General features: G+C 36.1%; 16 protein-coding genes. 8 read left to right on the top strand and 8 right to left on the bottom strand.

Features of this window, described 5'->3' with window-relative positions:
• Positions 1-90 precede the first annotated feature (90 nt).
• From AAEU33_RS10685 to AAEU33_RS10655, 7 genes are all read right to left on the bottom strand, one after another.
• Complete coding sequence (locus AAEU33_RS10685; RefSeq protein ID WP_345992590.1) at positions 91-1,098, bottom strand: VWA domain-containing protein; 1,008 nt, start codon at positions 1,096-1,098, stop codon at positions 91-93.
• Positions 1,098-2,090, bottom strand: coding sequence for a VWA domain-containing protein (locus tag AAEU33_RS10680; RefSeq protein ID WP_172279543.1), 993 nt, complete (start codon positions 2,088-2,090; stop codon positions 1,098-1,100). Before AAEU33_RS10680 ends, AAEU33_RS10685 begins: the two co-directional genes overlap by 1 nt.
• Positions 2,083-2,985, bottom strand: coding sequence for a hypothetical protein (locus AAEU33_RS10675; RefSeq protein ID WP_172279545.1), 903 nt, complete (start codon positions 2,983-2,985; stop codon positions 2,083-2,085). The genes AAEU33_RS10680 and AAEU33_RS10675 overlap by 8 nt, the downstream gene beginning before the upstream one ends.
• 32 nt (positions 2,986-3,017) lie before the next feature.
• Positions 3,018-3,881: a DUF58 domain-containing protein gene (locus AAEU33_RS10670; RefSeq protein WP_273648649.1), complete on the bottom strand. Its 864-nt coding sequence runs from the start codon at positions 3,879-3,881 to the stop codon at positions 3,018-3,020.
• A gap of 57 nt (positions 3,882-3,938) precedes the next feature.
• A complete protein-coding gene (locus AAEU33_RS10665) occupies positions 3,939-4,430 on the bottom strand; it encodes a GNAT family N-acetyltransferase (RefSeq protein ID WP_345992588.1) in 492 nt (163 codons plus the stop codon).
• Positions 4,431-4,435: 5 nt separating this feature from the next.
• Entirely contained in the window at positions 4,436-5,440 is a 1,005-nt protein-coding gene (locus AAEU33_RS10660) for a MoxR family ATPase (protein WP_172279551.1), read from the bottom strand.
• A 236-nt stretch (positions 5,441-5,676) separates the two neighbouring features.
• On the bottom strand, positions 5,677-6,972 hold the full coding sequence (locus AAEU33_RS10655) for a hypothetical protein (RefSeq protein WP_345992585.1): 1,296 nt from the start codon (positions 6,970-6,972) through the stop codon (positions 5,677-5,679).
• A 116-nt stretch (positions 6,973-7,088) separates the two neighbouring features.
• Here AAEU33_RS10655 and AAEU33_RS10650 point away from each other — a divergent pair, with 116 nt between their 5' ends.
• The 7 genes from AAEU33_RS10650 to AAEU33_RS10620 all read left to right on the top strand — a co-directional run bounded on the left by AAEU33_RS10650 (position 7,089) and on the right by AAEU33_RS10620 (position 15,425).
• Positions 7,089-8,426 (top strand): peptide-N-glycosidase F-related protein, encoded by a 1,338-nt coding sequence (locus AAEU33_RS10650; protein ID WP_345992583.1) that lies wholly within the window; start codon positions 7,089-7,091, stop codon positions 8,424-8,426.
• A 196-nt stretch (positions 8,427-8,622) separates the two neighbouring features.
• The gene (locus AAEU33_RS10645; RefSeq protein WP_172279557.1) at positions 8,623-9,093 is read left to right on the top strand and encodes a DinB family protein; all 471 of its coding nucleotides are present in this window, start codon (positions 8,623-8,625) and stop codon (positions 9,091-9,093) included.
• A gap of 1 nt (position 9,094) precedes the next feature.
• A complete protein-coding gene (gene rlmB, locus AAEU33_RS10640) occupies positions 9,095-9,853 on the top strand; it encodes a 23S rRNA (guanosine(2251)-2'-O)-methyltransferase RlmB (protein ID WP_172279559.1) in 759 nt (252 codons plus the stop codon).
• A 281-nt stretch (positions 9,854-10,134) separates the two neighbouring features.
• Positions 10,135-11,181: a DUF6263 family protein gene (locus AAEU33_RS10635; protein ID WP_345992581.1), complete on the top strand. Its 1,047-nt coding sequence runs from the start codon at positions 10,135-10,137 to the stop codon at positions 11,179-11,181.
• A gap of 24 nt (positions 11,182-11,205) precedes the next feature.
• The gene (locus tag AAEU33_RS10630; RefSeq protein ID WP_172279565.1) at positions 11,206-11,427 is read left to right on the top strand and encodes a hypothetical protein; all 222 of its coding nucleotides are present in this window, start codon (positions 11,206-11,208) and stop codon (positions 11,425-11,427) included.
• A 32-nt stretch (positions 11,428-11,459) separates the two neighbouring features.
• Positions 11,460-14,003: a YfhO family protein gene (locus AAEU33_RS10625; protein WP_345992578.1), complete on the top strand. Its 2,544-nt coding sequence runs from the start codon at positions 11,460-11,462 to the stop codon at positions 14,001-14,003.
• An 84-nt stretch (positions 14,004-14,087) separates the two neighbouring features.
• A complete protein-coding gene (locus AAEU33_RS10620) occupies positions 14,088-15,425 on the top strand; it encodes a glycosyl transferase family 1 (RefSeq protein ID WP_345992576.1) in 1,338 nt (445 codons plus the stop codon).
• Here AAEU33_RS10620 and AAEU33_RS10615 read toward each other — a convergent pair.
• Entirely contained in the window at positions 15,410-16,054 is a 645-nt protein-coding gene (locus tag AAEU33_RS10615; RefSeq protein WP_345992574.1) for a hypothetical protein, read from the bottom strand. The two genes, AAEU33_RS10620 and AAEU33_RS10615, sit on opposite strands and share 16 nt — an antisense overlap.
• A gap of 65 nt (positions 16,055-16,119) precedes the next feature.
• Between AAEU33_RS10615 and AAEU33_RS10610 the strand changes: the two genes are divergently transcribed.
• A complete protein-coding gene (locus AAEU33_RS10610; RefSeq protein WP_345992572.1) occupies positions 16,120-17,091 on the top strand; it encodes a YpdA family putative bacillithiol disulfide reductase in 972 nt (323 codons plus the stop codon).
• Positions 17,092-17,100 lie beyond the last annotated feature (9 nt).

Below are 17,100 nucleotides of genomic sequence, written 5' to 3'. Positions count from 1 at the left end.
AATTATTCCTTTATATGTTAATAAACAGGCTTTTATTTGTTAAAATTCGGTTAAAGTATCTTTTAAAAATACTGGAAAAAATGGAGAAAATTAAACATTAAAATCTCTCTTTGGATTAAAAATGTAAATTAAGAAAAAAAACAATATAGATACCCCTAAAAAGTACTGATAGTAGTGATTGGCGTTTTGCGATTTCACAAGGGTTTCTGATGATGACATTTTTTTATTCAGCGCATCAATAATCCTGTCCGGAGCTTCATTAACGTTATTTCCGTCAATATATGATCCACCGGTAGATTCAGCCATTTTTTTCAAAGCGCCGGTCTGTCTTTTTGAAATAACAGTTTCTCCGGTCCTGTCGGATTTATACCCCATCAATTGTCCGAAAACATATTCCGGAACAGGAGCGCCTTCGTCGGATCCGATCCCCACGGATGTTACCATAATCCCTTCCTTATTGGCAAGCTTTATCGCAGCGTTATCATTTCCTTCGTTGTCTTCACCGTCACTTAGTAAAACAATCTTACGGGCTCCCTTACTTACATTTTTAAACTTATTCACGGCTGCCTGCATAGCTTTCATGAAATCCGTTCCCTGGATTTGCATAGAACTCGTTTCAATAGCGTTAATATAGGTTTCAGCAGAAGTATAATCTGTGGTCAGAGGCATAATGGAAGTAGCTTCGCCTGCAAAAATTACAATCCCCACTTTATCGCTTCTCATTTTTTGCATGGTATTGATCATGAGGTTTTTTGCTTCAGTCAAGCGGTTAGGATTAATGTCTTCCGCATTCATCGAATTGGAAACATCCAAAACAAAAATGACATTATTCAATTTCTGATTGGTCTTGATTTCCTCAGAACCATTTAATAAATCGATGATCGCAAAGATTAAAAATAATGTTCCTAATAGGTACAGCGTCGGGAAAATCTTTGTAAAGCCTGATTTTTTTTCGAAAAGCTCCTCATGAAACTTATTGTCTGCAAAGATGATTTTCCTTTTATTCTTCCATTTAAGATAACGAACCAATAAAAATCCGAGCAGCGGCAAAAGCAACAGCAACAACAAAAACCAATAATTTCCTAAATACCAATCCATCAGCTCAAAAATTTATAAAACACCCATCTTAACAATGCATCCATAACAAGCATTCCCAAAGCGATCCAAAGAAATATTTTAAAATACTCCTGGTAATTATACAGCTTGGAAACCTTTACATCAGATTTTTCCAATTGGTTGATTTCATCATACACTTCTTCAAGACTGCTGTTTGATGTAGCCCTGAAATATTTTCCTCCCGTAGTCTGAGCAATTTCCCTTAAAACAGGTTCATCTATCTTCACCTCAGTTTCGGTAAATACAAGATCTCCGAAAATATCGGTTTGGGTAGGCATCAGTGCATATCCATTCGTTCCAATTCCTATACAATAGACTTTGATGTTATTATTCTTAGCCAGTTCAGCACCAACTTGTGTAGGCATAGCATTTTCGATCGTATTCACACCATCTGTCATAAGAATAATAATCTTACTCTTTGCCTTACTGTTTTTTAAGTGATTCACCGCTACGGAAAGCCCTTCACCGATAGCAGTTCCGGGTTGAAGCTCCAATGGATTGAGATTTTTCAATTCATCGATGACCACCTGATGATCAGAAGTTACAGGAACCTTAGTAAATGCCTCTCCCGAATAGGTAACCAGCCCTAATCTGTCATTAGGCCTTTTTTCAACAAATTTTACAGCAATATCTTTCAGTGCCGTTAGACGGTCGGGAGTTAAATCTTTAGCAAGCATACTTAAAGACACATCTACGGACATCATAATATCAATTCCCTTTGTATCATCTCTATCCTGTGAAATCGTAAAGGTCCTTGGCCTTGCCATCGCAATAATAAGTGCCGAAAGTATGATATATTTTGAAATCTTAAGTAAAAAAAGCACAGCAAGAATACCACCGCTGTTATCCATATTTTTTACAGTAGGTACTTTTATACCTTTTTTCTTCTGTTTGCTCACATCCCTGAATAAAAGGGGAATAAACAACAGGAAAAGCAGCAAAAACCACGGACTATAAAACTCGAAATTAAACATCCTTTCTTAAGTTTTCAAATTCAAGATCTTTGGAAGATCTTTTTACAAATTCTCTGATATCTGCAAGATCCCTTTCCATGGTTTTCTGATCGGGGAATGTTTTAGCAAATTTCACCAGATCTCCTCTGAAAAATACCTCTTCCACTATCTTTTCATTTTCCAGAGATATGGTATTATTCTGTTTCATAAGATTCACCAGATCATCCGTAAGTAATACATCAGCTGGTAAATGATATTGTTTGGTAATAAACTTCCTGGAAATATCAATAAGTTCTACATAAAAAGAACGGTAATTGCCTTCTTCGATATATTTTTTCTTTTTAAGTGAATCCAGCTCTTTCAATGTTTGGTTTGTTGCTACAACCGGCTCACTTTTTGACTTCCTGCCCCATTTAAGGTACATAATAATCGCAATAATCAATGCAATTAATGCCAAAGCAGCCAGTATATACCATTTATAGAGCTCCCAGTAATCCCTGGTTTCCAGTTTTACTTCCTTATTCTTCATGATATCATTAATCTGATCTCCTTTTTGAGCCGTATTAATAACATCTATTTCATAGGGAATGGTCTTTAGGATTTTATCTCCCACTTTAAATTCCAATACCGGAATAGTAAATTTTCCCTCTTCAAAAACCGCAAATTCGATCTTTCTTTCATAAGTATTTGCATTCGTTCCGATGCTGTCCTTCACCTCTTCAAAATGAAAAGGCAGGAGCTCATTTTTAGGAGCTGCACCTACCGGCTGATTATTGAGATTATCAATTTTGATCACAAAGTGATTAACCTCTCCCAAAGCCAGTGTCTGTTTTTCGAGGTGCGAAGAAAGTATCTGTGAAAAAGCATTAACACAGATGAGAGAACATAATATAAAAAGTATTTTTTTCAATTTCAATTCAATTTTGGCTGTGAGCCCCTTTAATTCAATTATTTCTTCTGAAAATAATTATACAATAGTTTTGAATAATCCTCACCTGCAGCTACATTCATAAAACTGGCAGAACTATTGGCAAAATCCTCTTCTATGGCCCTTACTTTCTGTTTCTGGGCTTCAGCAAAAGTATATCTCCATCTTGCATTTGAAGTATTGGCCCAAACCTGCTTCCCTGTTTCAGAATCATAAAATAATGCATAGCCTACATCCGGAATCTCGTTATCTTTTTCATCATAAATCCTCATTCCTAACAACTGGTGTTTTTTAGAGGTCACCCTAAGCATTTTAGAATCATAAGCATCTTCAAAATCAGAAAAAAGAAACACTAAGGATTTCCTCTTGAAAATGCCCATCATATATTCCAGAGCTTTATCTATTTTCGAAACTGCAGGAACATAATCTGCGGTTAAAATATTACTGATAATAGAAAGGATATGCTTTCTTCCTTTTTGCGGCGGAATGACTTTGTATACTTTATCAGCAAACAGGATCAGGCCTACCTTATCATTATTTCCGGCCGCTGAGAAACCCAGACTGGCAGCGATTTCCGCCACATATTCTCTCTTTAACTGGGTTTTTGTCCCATAATCCATGGAAGCTGAAATATCGACCAAAATCATCATAGTAAGTTCCCGCTCCTCTTCCATCACTTTTACAAAAGGCTCACGGAAACGGGCTGTTTTATTCCAGTCAATTCTTCTGATCTCATCTCCAAACTGATAAGGCCGGACTTCCGAAAAGGTCATCCCCTGCCCTTTAAAAGCACTGTGATATTGTCCCATCAAAGTAGCCTCCGTCTTCTTTCGGGTACGGATCTCTATTTGTTTTACTTTTTTTACAATATCTTTTATCTGCATACAATACTAGAAAATTTAACGTTCAAGGCCTGGAAGAAAATATAAAATTTTCAGCATTTAATTTTCAACTTCCTGTTCCTTATTCCAGCTTCCGTCTTTGAAATCAATCGAGACATTCAGCCACTCATTATCAAATTTAGGATGGTATTTTTTATAGAAATTAATGGCAGGCTCATTCCAATACAATACCTGAAACATCATTCCACTGTAATTATTGGATTTTCCAAATTCCACGGTTGCATCAAATAATTTTTTACCGATCTGTTTACCTCTCATCCTTTCTGTAACCACAAGATCTTCCAGATACAATCTTCTTCCCTTCCATGTTGAATATCTATTATAGTATAAGGATATTCCGACAATTTCAGCATTTACCTCTGCTACAAAAGCTCCCCAAACAGGTGTATCTCCAAATCCGGCATCAATAAATTCTTCCAGAGTTACCGTAACTTCATGCAAAGCCTTTTCATATTCGGCAAGTTCCCTGATCAGCTCCAACATAGGAACACAATCTTCAAGGACAGCCTTTCTGATCACAACATCATTCATAAATATTAAGGTGCCTGAATTTTTGCTAAAATCCTGTTAACAATTTCTTCCGATGATATCTCTTCTGCTTCTGCTTCGAATGTTAAACCAATTCTATGTCTTAAAACATCTTTGGCCAATTCTTTTACATCTTCAGGAATCACAAAAGCCCTTCCTTTCAGAAAAGCATATGCTCTGGAAGCAATTGCTAAGTTAATGGAAGCCCTTGGAGAGGCTCCGAAGCTAATATAGTTTTTAAGATCCGCAAGACCGTAATTTTCAGGATAACGGGTGGCAAAAACCATATCAAGAATATATTTTTCGATTTTTTCATCCAGATAAATCTGGTTGATCAGTTCTTTAGCATCTACGATATCCTGCAGTGAAATGACAGGCTGAACAGATGGTTGGTGAGAGGTGGAAACCATTCTCATCACCTTTCTTTCATCTTCAAATTCAGGATAATCAATTTTACATTTCAGCATAAAACGGTCGCTCTGTGCTTCAGGTAATAAATAAGTTCCCTCCTGGTCAATAGGGTTCTGGGTAGCCAATACCAAAAACGGCTTCGGAAGCTTCATCGTTTCATCTCCTATCGTCACCTGTTTCTCCTGCATTACCTCCAAAAGAGCAGACTGCACTTTGGCCGGAGCTCGGTTGATCTCATCCGCAAGCACAAAGTTGGCGAATACCGGACCTTTTTTTATAGAAAAGTCATTGTCTTTGATATTAAAAATCATGGTTCCTACCACATCCGCAGGAAGCAGATCCGGAGTAAACTGAATCCTTGAAAAATCACCGTGAACGGCATCAGCCAAAGTTTTTATCGCTAAAGTTTTAGCCAATCCAGGAACACCTTCCAACAAGACATGCCCATTTCCTAAAAGACCCACCAAAAGCCGGTCTATCATGTATCCCTGTCCAATAATAACTTTATTGATTTCCTGTCTCAGAAGCGTAAACAAATAATTCTTTTCCTTTACTTTCTCCGTGAGCTGGCGAATATCTTCTGCCTGGTATGTATCTGACATAGCTTAATTTAAAATAGTTGGTAAATTTCTAATAAATACTTGCATTAATCAACATAATGAATGCCATTTTTGAGTTAAAGTTTGTTAAATATTTTCGGGATTTAACGGGACATTCAGAATAATTGCAAACTATGTTTACTTTACATAAAAAGAATTAAAACAAATAACGAAAAATAATCATCAATACAAGCTTACAAATTCTGATCTAATTCATTGCCAAAGAATATCTTTATGTGCTAAAGTTTGGTAATCGTAATGGTAAAAATATCTTCAGGTGCATCTATCGTTTCTTCATAAGATCCTATGTTTATATAATAATCTGTTCCTGCGACTGTGGGGATCGTAATTGTTTCTGCAGTACCACCACCTCCATTATCAACTGTATTTACGCAAACAAGATTATTGCGGTTTCCATTATAAACTCCAATCTGAGGGTCGAAAGTACTACCCGAAGGCATTGTTGCCTTAATTGTATACTGACTTCCATCTCCTATAAACTTAAACCAGGTTCCATCATTCATTGCATCAGAACATACATTTATATTACCGGCATTGTTAGTTGCAGATACAGCGTCATTCTGTGTATAGGTATAAGGAAAAGAAGAAGCCAATAAAGCACCAGAACAGGCATCGTTTACTGGTATCGGAGGAACTGTTTTAAAAGCTATATCAGTACAAGCAGATGAGTTTACACCGGCCGAAACAGAGGTCACTCTTAAATAATAATTTATACCTGGATTAAGCGGTATTGATGGAGAAAAATCAGTAGTCGTTACCACTTGTTGATTAATAACATCCACACCTCCAGGAGTAGTCCCTATTGACACTCTATAAGAATCTGCTCCGGAAACAGGAAACCATTTAATAGCCGGAGACAAAGGAATGGATTGGGCATTATTTATCGGATATACAACAAAAGGGCAAGCAGGCGTAGTACTGGATGTTAATCCTAAAATTGTTATTGCCGATTTGTAATTTGCTCTTATTCCTCCTTGTGGAGATACAGGGTCTATAACCATCTGGTCCCCTTTATAATAAAGGGTTGAGTTTGGAATATGGTCATAAACATGAAAAACTTCATCAAAATTATTAATGTCAATACTCTGAGAATTCTCTTTTGCAGCAATAACTAAATTATCAACATTATTATAAGCAAATGGTGTAGTAAAAGAGATTTCAACCTTACCATTATTATTAGTTACAGTACCTGCGAAAACCTGAGTTAGCTGTGAAGCAGGAATCCAATCCGTACCAGATATGAATGCAGATTTTGTCGTATGCCCAAGATAGACTGTCCAGTTCGAAGAATCTCCAATAGTTGCTGACGAGTCTAAATAAAAAGCAAGCCCTGTGATGTTACCTGCAGAATTGGCATTTATTTCCTGTTTGGGGTAAAGCTGCTGCACATACGAATAAGAAAAAAAACTACTTATTGGTGCAGTTCCCACATTGGTACTTCCTATATTTAAATTTATCTGAGCATTAAACAGCAACACTGCCAATAACAAAGGGAAAAGTAAAGTTTTCTTCATATTTAATAAAGTTAATCTGGTATTTATTGCTAATTTAACATTAAAGTTTTAATTTTTCCAATAAATGTGATTATTTAACCTTACATCTTAATATATTTGTAGTAAACACCAATCATATGCACAAAAAACTATTTTTTTTAAGCCTACTTTTTGCGGGTCTTCTTAAATCACAAACAACAACGGTAACCAATGTGATTTCACAGGCCGTTTATTATGATGGTTATGCTGCACCTGTATCCAATCCCGTACCTACCGGACTTATAAGATTATCCAATACCCGATACGCTAGAAAGCTTACGGATACCGAGCTTAATTCTTTTAAGGCCAAAATTGCAATGCGCGTAACCATAGGTGCTTTATGCGACAACTATGATCGTTTGGGAAGTGTTTATTTAGCCATGGTTCCTAAAAATCAGCCGACCTATACGGTAAATGACACCAACGTAAAAAGAATTGAAGTGGGCAGATATATTACTCCGTTCATGAATAAAAACCGTTCTCCTCTGGAAGTTCCTTACACTTACGATTTAAGTAATATGTACAGTGTATTTCATGACGATTCTCTGCGCAACATGTACGATATGTATATGGAACTGGATGTATTTGGAGTTCCTTATGCAGCTCAAACCCAGGTTGCAGGGTGCGCAGGTAGAATTGATGTTTTCTCAGGCACATTGACTTTTTTCTCAACAAATACAGGAGCTACTCCTTCTGATTACAATAGTCTGGTACCACTATTGACATATAGCAGACTTAATAACTACAACAGCACCGATGTGGTTGGTGAAACGGTTAGGTTGGTCAATTTTAATCTGCCAGCTCCAATTAGTGATGCACGGTTCTTTATAATTTCTACACCTCATGGAGCCAATAGCGGTGGCGAGGAATATGTAAGAAGGCAAAATTATACCTATCTGGATAATGTACAAATGCTCACTTACACTCCGGGGGGAATTTCATGTGAACCTTACAGAGTATATAATACACAAGGCAACGGAATCTATGGATCTACTCCTAAAACTTTTGCCGACTGGACTTCTTGGAACAACTGGTGTCCGGGCAATTCAGTTCCTGTAAGAGGGTTTACAGTTCCAAATATAACTGCAGGAAATCATACGCTTAAACATAGCATTCCCACAGCCGTTTTCAATCAGCAGCAAGGAGATGTGTATCTTTCCGTGTACGTTCAGGGAAAAAGCAACACCACTTTAAACATTAATGATGTAAAAACAACAGACGTAACCATTTACCCAAACCCTACAGCTGATTTCGTTATTATAAAATCAGTATCTGGAGTGAGTTCAGTAAAAGTTTTCAGTATTGATGGTGAAAAGGTATCAGAAGCTTACGAAGAAAATAAGATCAATCTCTCCGGGCTTATATCCGGCGCTTATTTCTTACATATCACTTTGAAAGATGGAACAGCCTTTACCCATAAGATTGTCAAAAGATAAAAAGATAAAAAGATAAAAAGATAAAAATAAAAAATAAAATCCTCCTTTATTCATTTTAAAGGAGGATTTTTTCTAAAGTAGAAAATAATAAACTCCATATTCAATAGGTTTTAAAAACTTTTGCTTTAATCCTCCGACCAAAAAATTGTCATTTCCAGTTTATTAAACTATTTTTGGAGATTAAAATTTTTGTAAAATGAATTATCATTTTCAGGCTCACAGACAGGTAAGGAGAAACCTTTTGGATATACTGCAAAACACCTCTCATGAAGATCTTTTGCTGATTCCGGACGGTTTCAACAATAATATGTATTGGAATATTGCACATACCGTTGCTACCCAGCAGCTTTTGCATTATTATCTGAGTGGCAACCCTTTCAGGATTGATAAATACTGGATTGAAACATATAAAAAAGGAACGCTGCCTAACCTGAACGTTCAAAAGTCGGAAGTTGAAGATTTAGAGTTTCTATTAACTGAAACTTCAAAGATTTTAATGAAGGATTATGACAGTGATTTCTTTTCGGACTATACACCTTATACCACAAGTTTTGGAATGGATCTGAAGAGCATTCAGGATGCAATTATTTTTAATAATATGCATGAAAGCCTGCATTATGGTTACCTTTTGGCACAAAAAAGAGCAATTTTAGGAGAAAAATATTAAAATGACAGATAAGAAAGACGATTTTATTTTCGGACTGCGTCCGGTAATTGAAGCTATTGAAGCGGGAAAAACTATTGACAAAATCTTTTTGCAGAATGCATTGCAAGGCCCTATTTATGCTGAACTGAAAACAATTTTAGCTCAAAATAAAATACGTCCCAATTACGTTCCGATTGAAAAGCTTAACCGCTTTACAAGAAAAAACCACCAGGGTGTTGTCGCTTTTATTTCAGATGTTCCGTTCCATAAAGTAGAAGACATAGTACCCCAATTATTTGAAGAGGGAAAAACTCCTTTTCTGTTAATCCTGGATCGATTAACTGATGTAAGAAATTTTGGTGCTATATGCAGAACAGCAGAATGCGTAGGAATTGACGCTGTGATCATTCCGGAAAAAGGTGCATCCCCTATTAATTCTGATGCCATTAAAACTTCAGCAGGTGCTATTTATAATGTGAAAATTTGTAAAGAGGCCAATCTTGCTCATACTGTAGACTTTCTTCAGCAAAGCGGAATTGCTGTATATTCAGCAACAGAAAAGGCACAAAAGCTTATCTATGATGTAAGCTTTACAGAGCCTTGTGCTATTGTAATGGGGAACGAGGAAACTGGAATTTCCAAGGAAGTATTACACCATTCCGATGAAAAAATAAAATTACCTATAGAAGGAAAAACCCAATCTTTAAATGTTTCTGTTGCCTGTGGTGCGATTTTATATGAAGCGGTAAGACAGAAAATGGCTGTCTCTCCAAATCTTTAATCCATGAAAACAATTCCGGAAACAGCGTACAGATAATCTAATGCGAGGGAAACAATTTGTCGGCAATATTCGAAAAGATTTACCGTAAAAACTATGAAAATCTTTTTTCAGAATATATTACCGGTCCGTTAAATATAAAGCAATCGATAGTTGGCACGAACTCTGCTGACTTATTAACCGGCTATAACGAAAAATGGATGATAATATCTATACCAGGAGTAACTGTAAGGATATTGCAGACAAAATAAATAAAAACAGTAGTAAAAATTAAAATAAATTAAATGAAAAACATAGCAGCAATAGCGCTAATATCCATAGCATTGGTTTCGTGTAAAAAGGAAACAACAAAAATTACAAAAGTAGATCCCAAAACAGGAAAGACCGTTACAGTGGAAGTTCCGGCTGATTCACTTGCAAAAGTTGCAGAAAATGCTGCAATTAAAGATTCTGCAGGAATTTATACCCAGACTTTTAAACTTGAAAAAGGAAAAACCTATCCTTTAACAACATATCAGAGGGATGTAAAAACAATGACAGATCCTCAGGGGAAAACATTGAACGGAACAAGTGAATCCACAGATGAGATGAGTTTTACTGTAAATGACGTTAAAAACAATATTTACGACATTACACTTAATCTTATTTCCAAAAGAAATTCTCAGACTGCAGAAGGAAAAACTATTGTAGTAGATACTAAACAGCCTATTCCTAAAGAAGACGACCTTAAAATGATCTGGAACATCAACAGGGCATTGACAAGCAATAAACTGAACATGAAAATGGATACAAAAGGAAATGTAATTTCCATTACCGGTTTTGAACCAGTTTATACAAAAGTTTCCAATGCAGTAGGTACTATCGTAAAGGATGCCAATCAGAAAGCCAGTGTTGTAGCAAGTCTGAAGGAAAGTTTTAACGAAAAAGTATTGAAAGACCAGTTCAGCAAAAACCTTACAATTATACCTAAAAAGGGTGTTAAAATAGGTGAAAAATGGACCAATACTGAAAATGCTGATCCTAACGGTAAGATTAAAGTGACTTCAAATTATGTATTAAAAAGTGTTGGAAATGGGGTTGCTGAGATTGGCGTAACAGGTGGAATTCCTAAAAAGACCGATAAACAGGCCCAGGGAGCAATGACTCACAGCATCAGCAGTGAGCTGGTACAGAACGGTACTATAAAGTTTGATGAAAATACAGGATGGATCAACAACCAGAATATTACAGTAAAAACAACGCAGATAGAAACCATTTCGGATGGAAAACAATCTCAATCCATGAAAAGCGTTTCCAATTCTTCTGTAATGGTAAATCCATCTGCTAAATAATTGAGGCTTATAAAATAAAAAAATATGAAGTGGATTCTTGAGCTAGTACTTACAGCTATTATTCTTTTCTTTGTCTGGAATATCCTTAGAAGGCTTTTTTTTAAGACTTTTTACAGTTACCGTTTCAACAATAACAATAATAAACAGCAGCAGGATATACAAAACTCAAAAAAGAATGCAAAGATCAATTGGGACGCAGAAACTGTGGACTACGAGGAAGTAAAAGAAACGAAGGATAAAAGGTAAAAATTCCAAGAAAATAAAAGATAATAACCAGCATGGCGAAAAATAAAAACTTAATTTATATTGCAATTTCATTAGTTGTATTTATAGTTTTAGCATTTTTATATTCCACTCCTGTTTTTACGGGAAAGCAACTTTTCCAGCATGACATTGTTCAGTACCGGGGAGGAGCAAAAGAACTTCTTGATTACAGAGCTAATAATGATAAAGAAACTTACTGGAGTGATTCCATGTTTGGGGGAATGCCTACCTACCAGATGGGTAGCCAGTTTAAGGGGGATATCATAAAAAAAATAGACAGTAATCTGAATTTCCTGCCAAGACCTGTTAATTATCTTTTTTTACTTTTTGCAGGATTTTTCCTTTTGGGAATGGTGGTGGTGAGAAACTGGAAGTACGCTCTGCTGGGGGCTACTTTTTTTGGTCTCTCAACTTATTTTTATATTATCATTGCAGCAGGACATAATGGTAAAGTAAATACGATTGAGTATTTTGCGCCTCTTTTAGCAGGTATATTACTGGTGTACATCAGAAAAAAGTATATTACTGGATTTATCGTAACCACCCTGTTTATGGGACTTCAGATTGCTGCCAACCATCCGCAGATGACCTACTATCTGTTCCTTGCATTAGGATTCCTCTTTATATCTGAATTGGTACGGGTTATCAAAAAGAAAACCCCGATGAAGCACTTTATCGTTTCCTCGGCTATTATAGCAGTTTCATGTATCATTGGTGTGGGAATGAATTCGCAAAGGATCATGGCCAATTCCGAGTATATTAAAGAAACTGTACGCGGCAAACAAATCTTAAATACAGAAAGTCATACTGCCGGAAAATCCGGAATGGATAAAGAAAGTATGCTAATGTGGAGCTACGGAAGACTGGAAACACTAAACCTTTTTATTCCAAGACTAATGGGTGGAGGAAGCCAGGAACCTGAAGCTAAAGAGATAATGAACCACATTCAGGAGATGATTCAGGAAAATGTTTCTTCTCAGGCAGAAATGGACAGGATTTCCAAAGGATTTGCAAGTGTTACCTACTGGGGTGACCAGCCGGGAACTTCGGGACCTGCCTATCAGGGAGCTATTGTTTGTTTTTTAGCTATTTTAGGATTCTTTTTTGCCGGAAAAAAATACCGCTACTGGATTTTAGGGGCTTCTATACTGACTATTCTGCTGGTATGGGGAAGCAACTTTATGCCATTGTCGGACTTCTTTATAGACTACGTTCCGTTTTACAATAAATTCAGAGCACCCTCTTCCATTCTTGTTATTGTTGAGCTCTTATTCCCGTTAATTGCAATTATTGGTTTGTATAAATTCTTTACAGATGAAAAATTGACAGAAGAATATAAAAAGAAAATTCTTTTTTATGTGAGTGGCGGGACATTAGGTTTGCTATTAATTCTTTTAATTTTTGGAAAGAGCATTCTTGGCTTTGCTACGGACAATGAAAAATTGTATTTCCCTCCTTTCCTATTAGACTATCTGGTAGATGAAAGATTCAAATTATTTAAAGTTGATGCATTAAAAGCATTTATCTATGTAGCAATAGCTGCTGTGGCTTTATTCCTCACGATGAAGAAAAAGCTAAATCAGAATATCGCATTGGTCATTATAGGTGTTGTAAGCTTATTTGATCTATGGACTGTAAACAAACGCTATCTGAATGACGACAATTATGTAGATAAAGTATTTGCAGAAAATCCTTTTCAGACGGAAAGCTCGGATCTTCTTGCTGAAAAAGTACAGGCAAATCCAAATCTTGGTTCTATTCTGGCCAATGTGAATGTCAACAAAACATTGGAAACCATTGCTGAAAAAGACAAAACACACTACAGGATTTTCAATAATATTCTTGGAACTTTCAGTGAAACGAATACTTCTTATTTCAAATCTTCAATTGGTGGTTATCATGCGGTAAAACTAAGAAGATACGATGATGTGATCAATGAATATTTCCAGATTATGGATTCTGTAAAAGTTCCTAATATGCTCAACCTTTTAAATGCAAAATACTGGGTTGTAGGGGGACCGGAAAAACCTCAGGTCATTCCTAATACAAAAGCTAATGGAAATGCATGGTTCGTATCAGAAGTTAAAGTGGCCAATACTCCGAACGAAGAACTAAAGCTGATCGGAGAGGTTGACACTAAAAAAATTGCAATTGTAGGAAAAGAAGACGGTAAACCTTTTTTAGAAAGAGATAAATTTATCCTACCCGATTCTACAGCATTTATTAATCTAACCAAATATCAGCCTAACGAATTAGAGTTTAAATCTAAATCTAAAACACCACAATTGGCGGTATTCTCAGAAATTTACTATCCTCACGGATGGAAAATGTTTATCGACGAAAAAGAAGTCCCTTATATCAAGGCAGATTATCTTCTTCGTGCGGTTCAGGTTCCCGCAGGGGAACATCATATCAGAATGGTCTTTGAACCTGAAGTGATCGAAAAAGGAAAATGGATTTCTTTATTTTGCTTCGGATTATTTATCGCATTAAGTGCCTTTGGGATTTTCTGGATGAATAAAAAGAAGAAGGAAGCCCTAACCGAGGAAAAAGTTTAAATTATTCTTATACCCGGTCATCTTAATCGCTGGTTAAAAAACATATTAAGATGACCGGCATTTATCTCTGCAATATTTCCATCCATGGAAGAGAAGAAAGTCCTTATTATTACTTATTACTGGCCTCCCGCAGGAGGTCCTGGTGTTCAGAGGTGGCTGAAGTTCGCAAAATATTTACCTGATTTTGGGTGGAAACCTATTATTTACACTCCGGAAAATCCGAGTTACCCTTTATTGGATGAAAGCTTGCTGAAAGAAGTTCCAAGAGACCTGAAAATTGTAAAAACAACAATCTGGGAACCTTACCAGCTTGCTGAAAAACTAAATAAAAGTAATAAGAAGTTTAAGGCCGGCCAATTTGATGTAGGCAAAAACCAAAGCTGGAAATCTAAGCTTTCCATTTGGGTAAGGGGAAACTTTTTCATTCCTGATGCAAGAGTTTTTTGGGTAAAACCATCGGTTAAATTCCTGGAACATTATATAAAAGAAAACAAAATTGATTTCATTGTAACTTCAGGTCCTCCCCACTCTTTACATCTTATAGGCTTACAACTTAAAAAGAAACTTTCCACACTAAAATGGATTGCAGATTTCAGGGATCCATGGACAGAAATCTCCTATTATAAGCATCTCAAACTTACCAAAAGATCTGATCAGAAACACAGAAAACTGGAAAGTGAAGTTTTCAGAAATGCAGACATTACCCTTGCAACCAGTTATACAGATGCTGAAAATTTCCGAAAAAAGGGTGCTAATGCAGTTTGCATTACAAATGGATTCGATGAAAGTGATGCTGTATCTGTTGAACAAAATCTCGAAATTCCACAATCACAGAATACTAAGACCGAGGATAATCAAACACATTTCACCTTGAGCTACATTGGTGTTCTGGAACAGCTTCGCAACCCTGAAAATTTATGGACGGTCCTGGATCATCTTATAGAAACAGATTCATCATTTGCCCAACATTTTATATTAAAATTCGCAGGAAGAATCGATGACAGGATTCTTGAAACCTTAAACAATTCCAGTTTAAAAAAACACATTCATGATTTGGGATACCTTTCTCATGAAAAAGCCATTGAAGAAATGAAATCTTCAGACATGCTTTTAATCACAAATTTTCCTAACGAATCTTCCAAAGGAATTATTCCCGGAAAAATATTTGAATACCTGGCTACCGGCAAACAGATCATTTCGTTTGGTCCTGCCGATGCTGATGTATCAAAAATATTGGATGATACAAATGCAGGAAAGCACTTCAGTTATCAGGATTTGGACAACATAAAGGACTTTATACTTGAAAAATACAAGTTGTGGAAAAAAGGAAATCTTCTCGAAAACACTCAAAATATTGAACAGTTCTCAAGAAGAAATCTTGCTAAAAATTTATCTGAAATATTGGATCAGACAGTCCACTGATCATTAATTACAGCTATTATATAATATTTTCCTTCAAACTCTTCATATACAAAACGAAGAGTCTTCCAGTCCATTTCCCCGTATTTTTCTGTTCCTTTAATATAATTCTCTGTGAAATCATGACCGGGGTAAATTTCTTTTAAATTATTAAGAGAATTTCCTCCACCCTGAAATTCATTAAAAGAATAAGTGGAATGTGTAAAATCTTTTGAGAAAACCCATTTTTCAAGGTAATCCTTTATAGTTTCTTTATACAGTTCTCCTGATCCATCATGAGATCCCCAGGTAAACTGCGTTTTCGTTTGAACATACTTTTCAAAGTCGGCTTTGGAAAAATGTTTATCATCTTTGAGATCTACAAAAGCATACATAGAAAAACGAATCCCTTTCTGGGGATGGATGAACTCTGAAAATTTCTGATAATCCTTGTTTTTTAAGGCTTGCAGAATTTCATCATTTGTTTTCTTTATGATATCTTTCTTTTCTGCCTCACTCATTTTCGGAACAGCAACAGTGTCAGTTTTCACGTGGCCAGCAGAGTCTGTTGTATTTATGGTAGGATTTACTGTATTCTTTTTACAAGCTACAAGGCTTATGATCAATAATAGTGGAATGAATAACTTCTTCATCTTTTTTAATGTTAATTACAGAAAATCACCAAAACTAATGCCAGAAAAATAAGTAAATTTGTTATATGGAAGTTTTAGATATCCTCATTATCGGAGGAGGACCTATCGGATTGAATTGTGCCTTAGAGGCGCAAAAAAATAATCTCTCTTACATTATTATCGAAAAAGGGACAATTGTCAACTCCCTGTACAATTATCCTTTGTATATGCGTTTTTTTTCTACAGCTGAAAAACTGGAAATTGCCGAAATTCCGTTTATATCAGCAGCCCCTAAACCAGGCAGGCAGGAAGCTCTGGAATATTACCAGGGAATCACAAGACAAAAGAACCTCAACATTCGTCTTTATGAAAAAGTAATCAGAGTTTCTAAAAAAAATGAGATTTTTGAGATTGAATCTTCCAAATCCATATACTATGCGAGGAATGTGATCATTTCAACCGGATTTTACGACATCCCTAACCTGATGAATATTCCCGGGGAAGACTTACAGAAAGTCAGACATTACTATTCCGAACCTTATCCGTATGCCAAGCAAAAGATTGTTGTTGTAGGTTCAAGCAATTCAGCTGTAGATGCCGCGCTGGAAACATACCGCAAGGGTGCGGAGGTTACCATGATCATACGCCAATCCGAAATATCGAAAAGTGTAAAATATTGGGTAAAACCCGATATTGAAAACAGGATTGCAGAAGGAAGTATTACCGCTCATTTTAATTCTGAATTGATAGAAATCAAAGAACATAGTGTTGTATTTAAAGATAAAAACGGAGAGATCAATGAAATTCAAAATGACTTTGTTCTCGCTATGACCGGATATCTGCCGGACTTTGGCTTCCTGATCAATGCAGGAATTGAGCTCCAGGGAGAATGTCTCAATCCTGTATACGACTCTGAAACCATGGAAACAAATATTCAAAACCTCTATCTTGCAGGCGTGGTTTGTGGTGGAAAAGACACGCATTTATGGTTTATTGAAAACTCAAGGATCCACGCTGATATGATTATAAAGAATATCCTAAAAACAAGGGAAAATTAATAGCTTAAA

The organism is Chryseobacterium sp. Chry.R1, from assembly GCF_039645525.1.
Classification (GTDB): Bacteria; Bacteroidota; Bacteroidia; order Flavobacteriales; family Weeksellaceae; genus Chryseobacterium; species Chryseobacterium proteolyticum.
The sequence above is the reverse complement of the archived record's forward strand: the minus strand, read 5'-3'. Positions and strand labels throughout refer to the sequence as shown.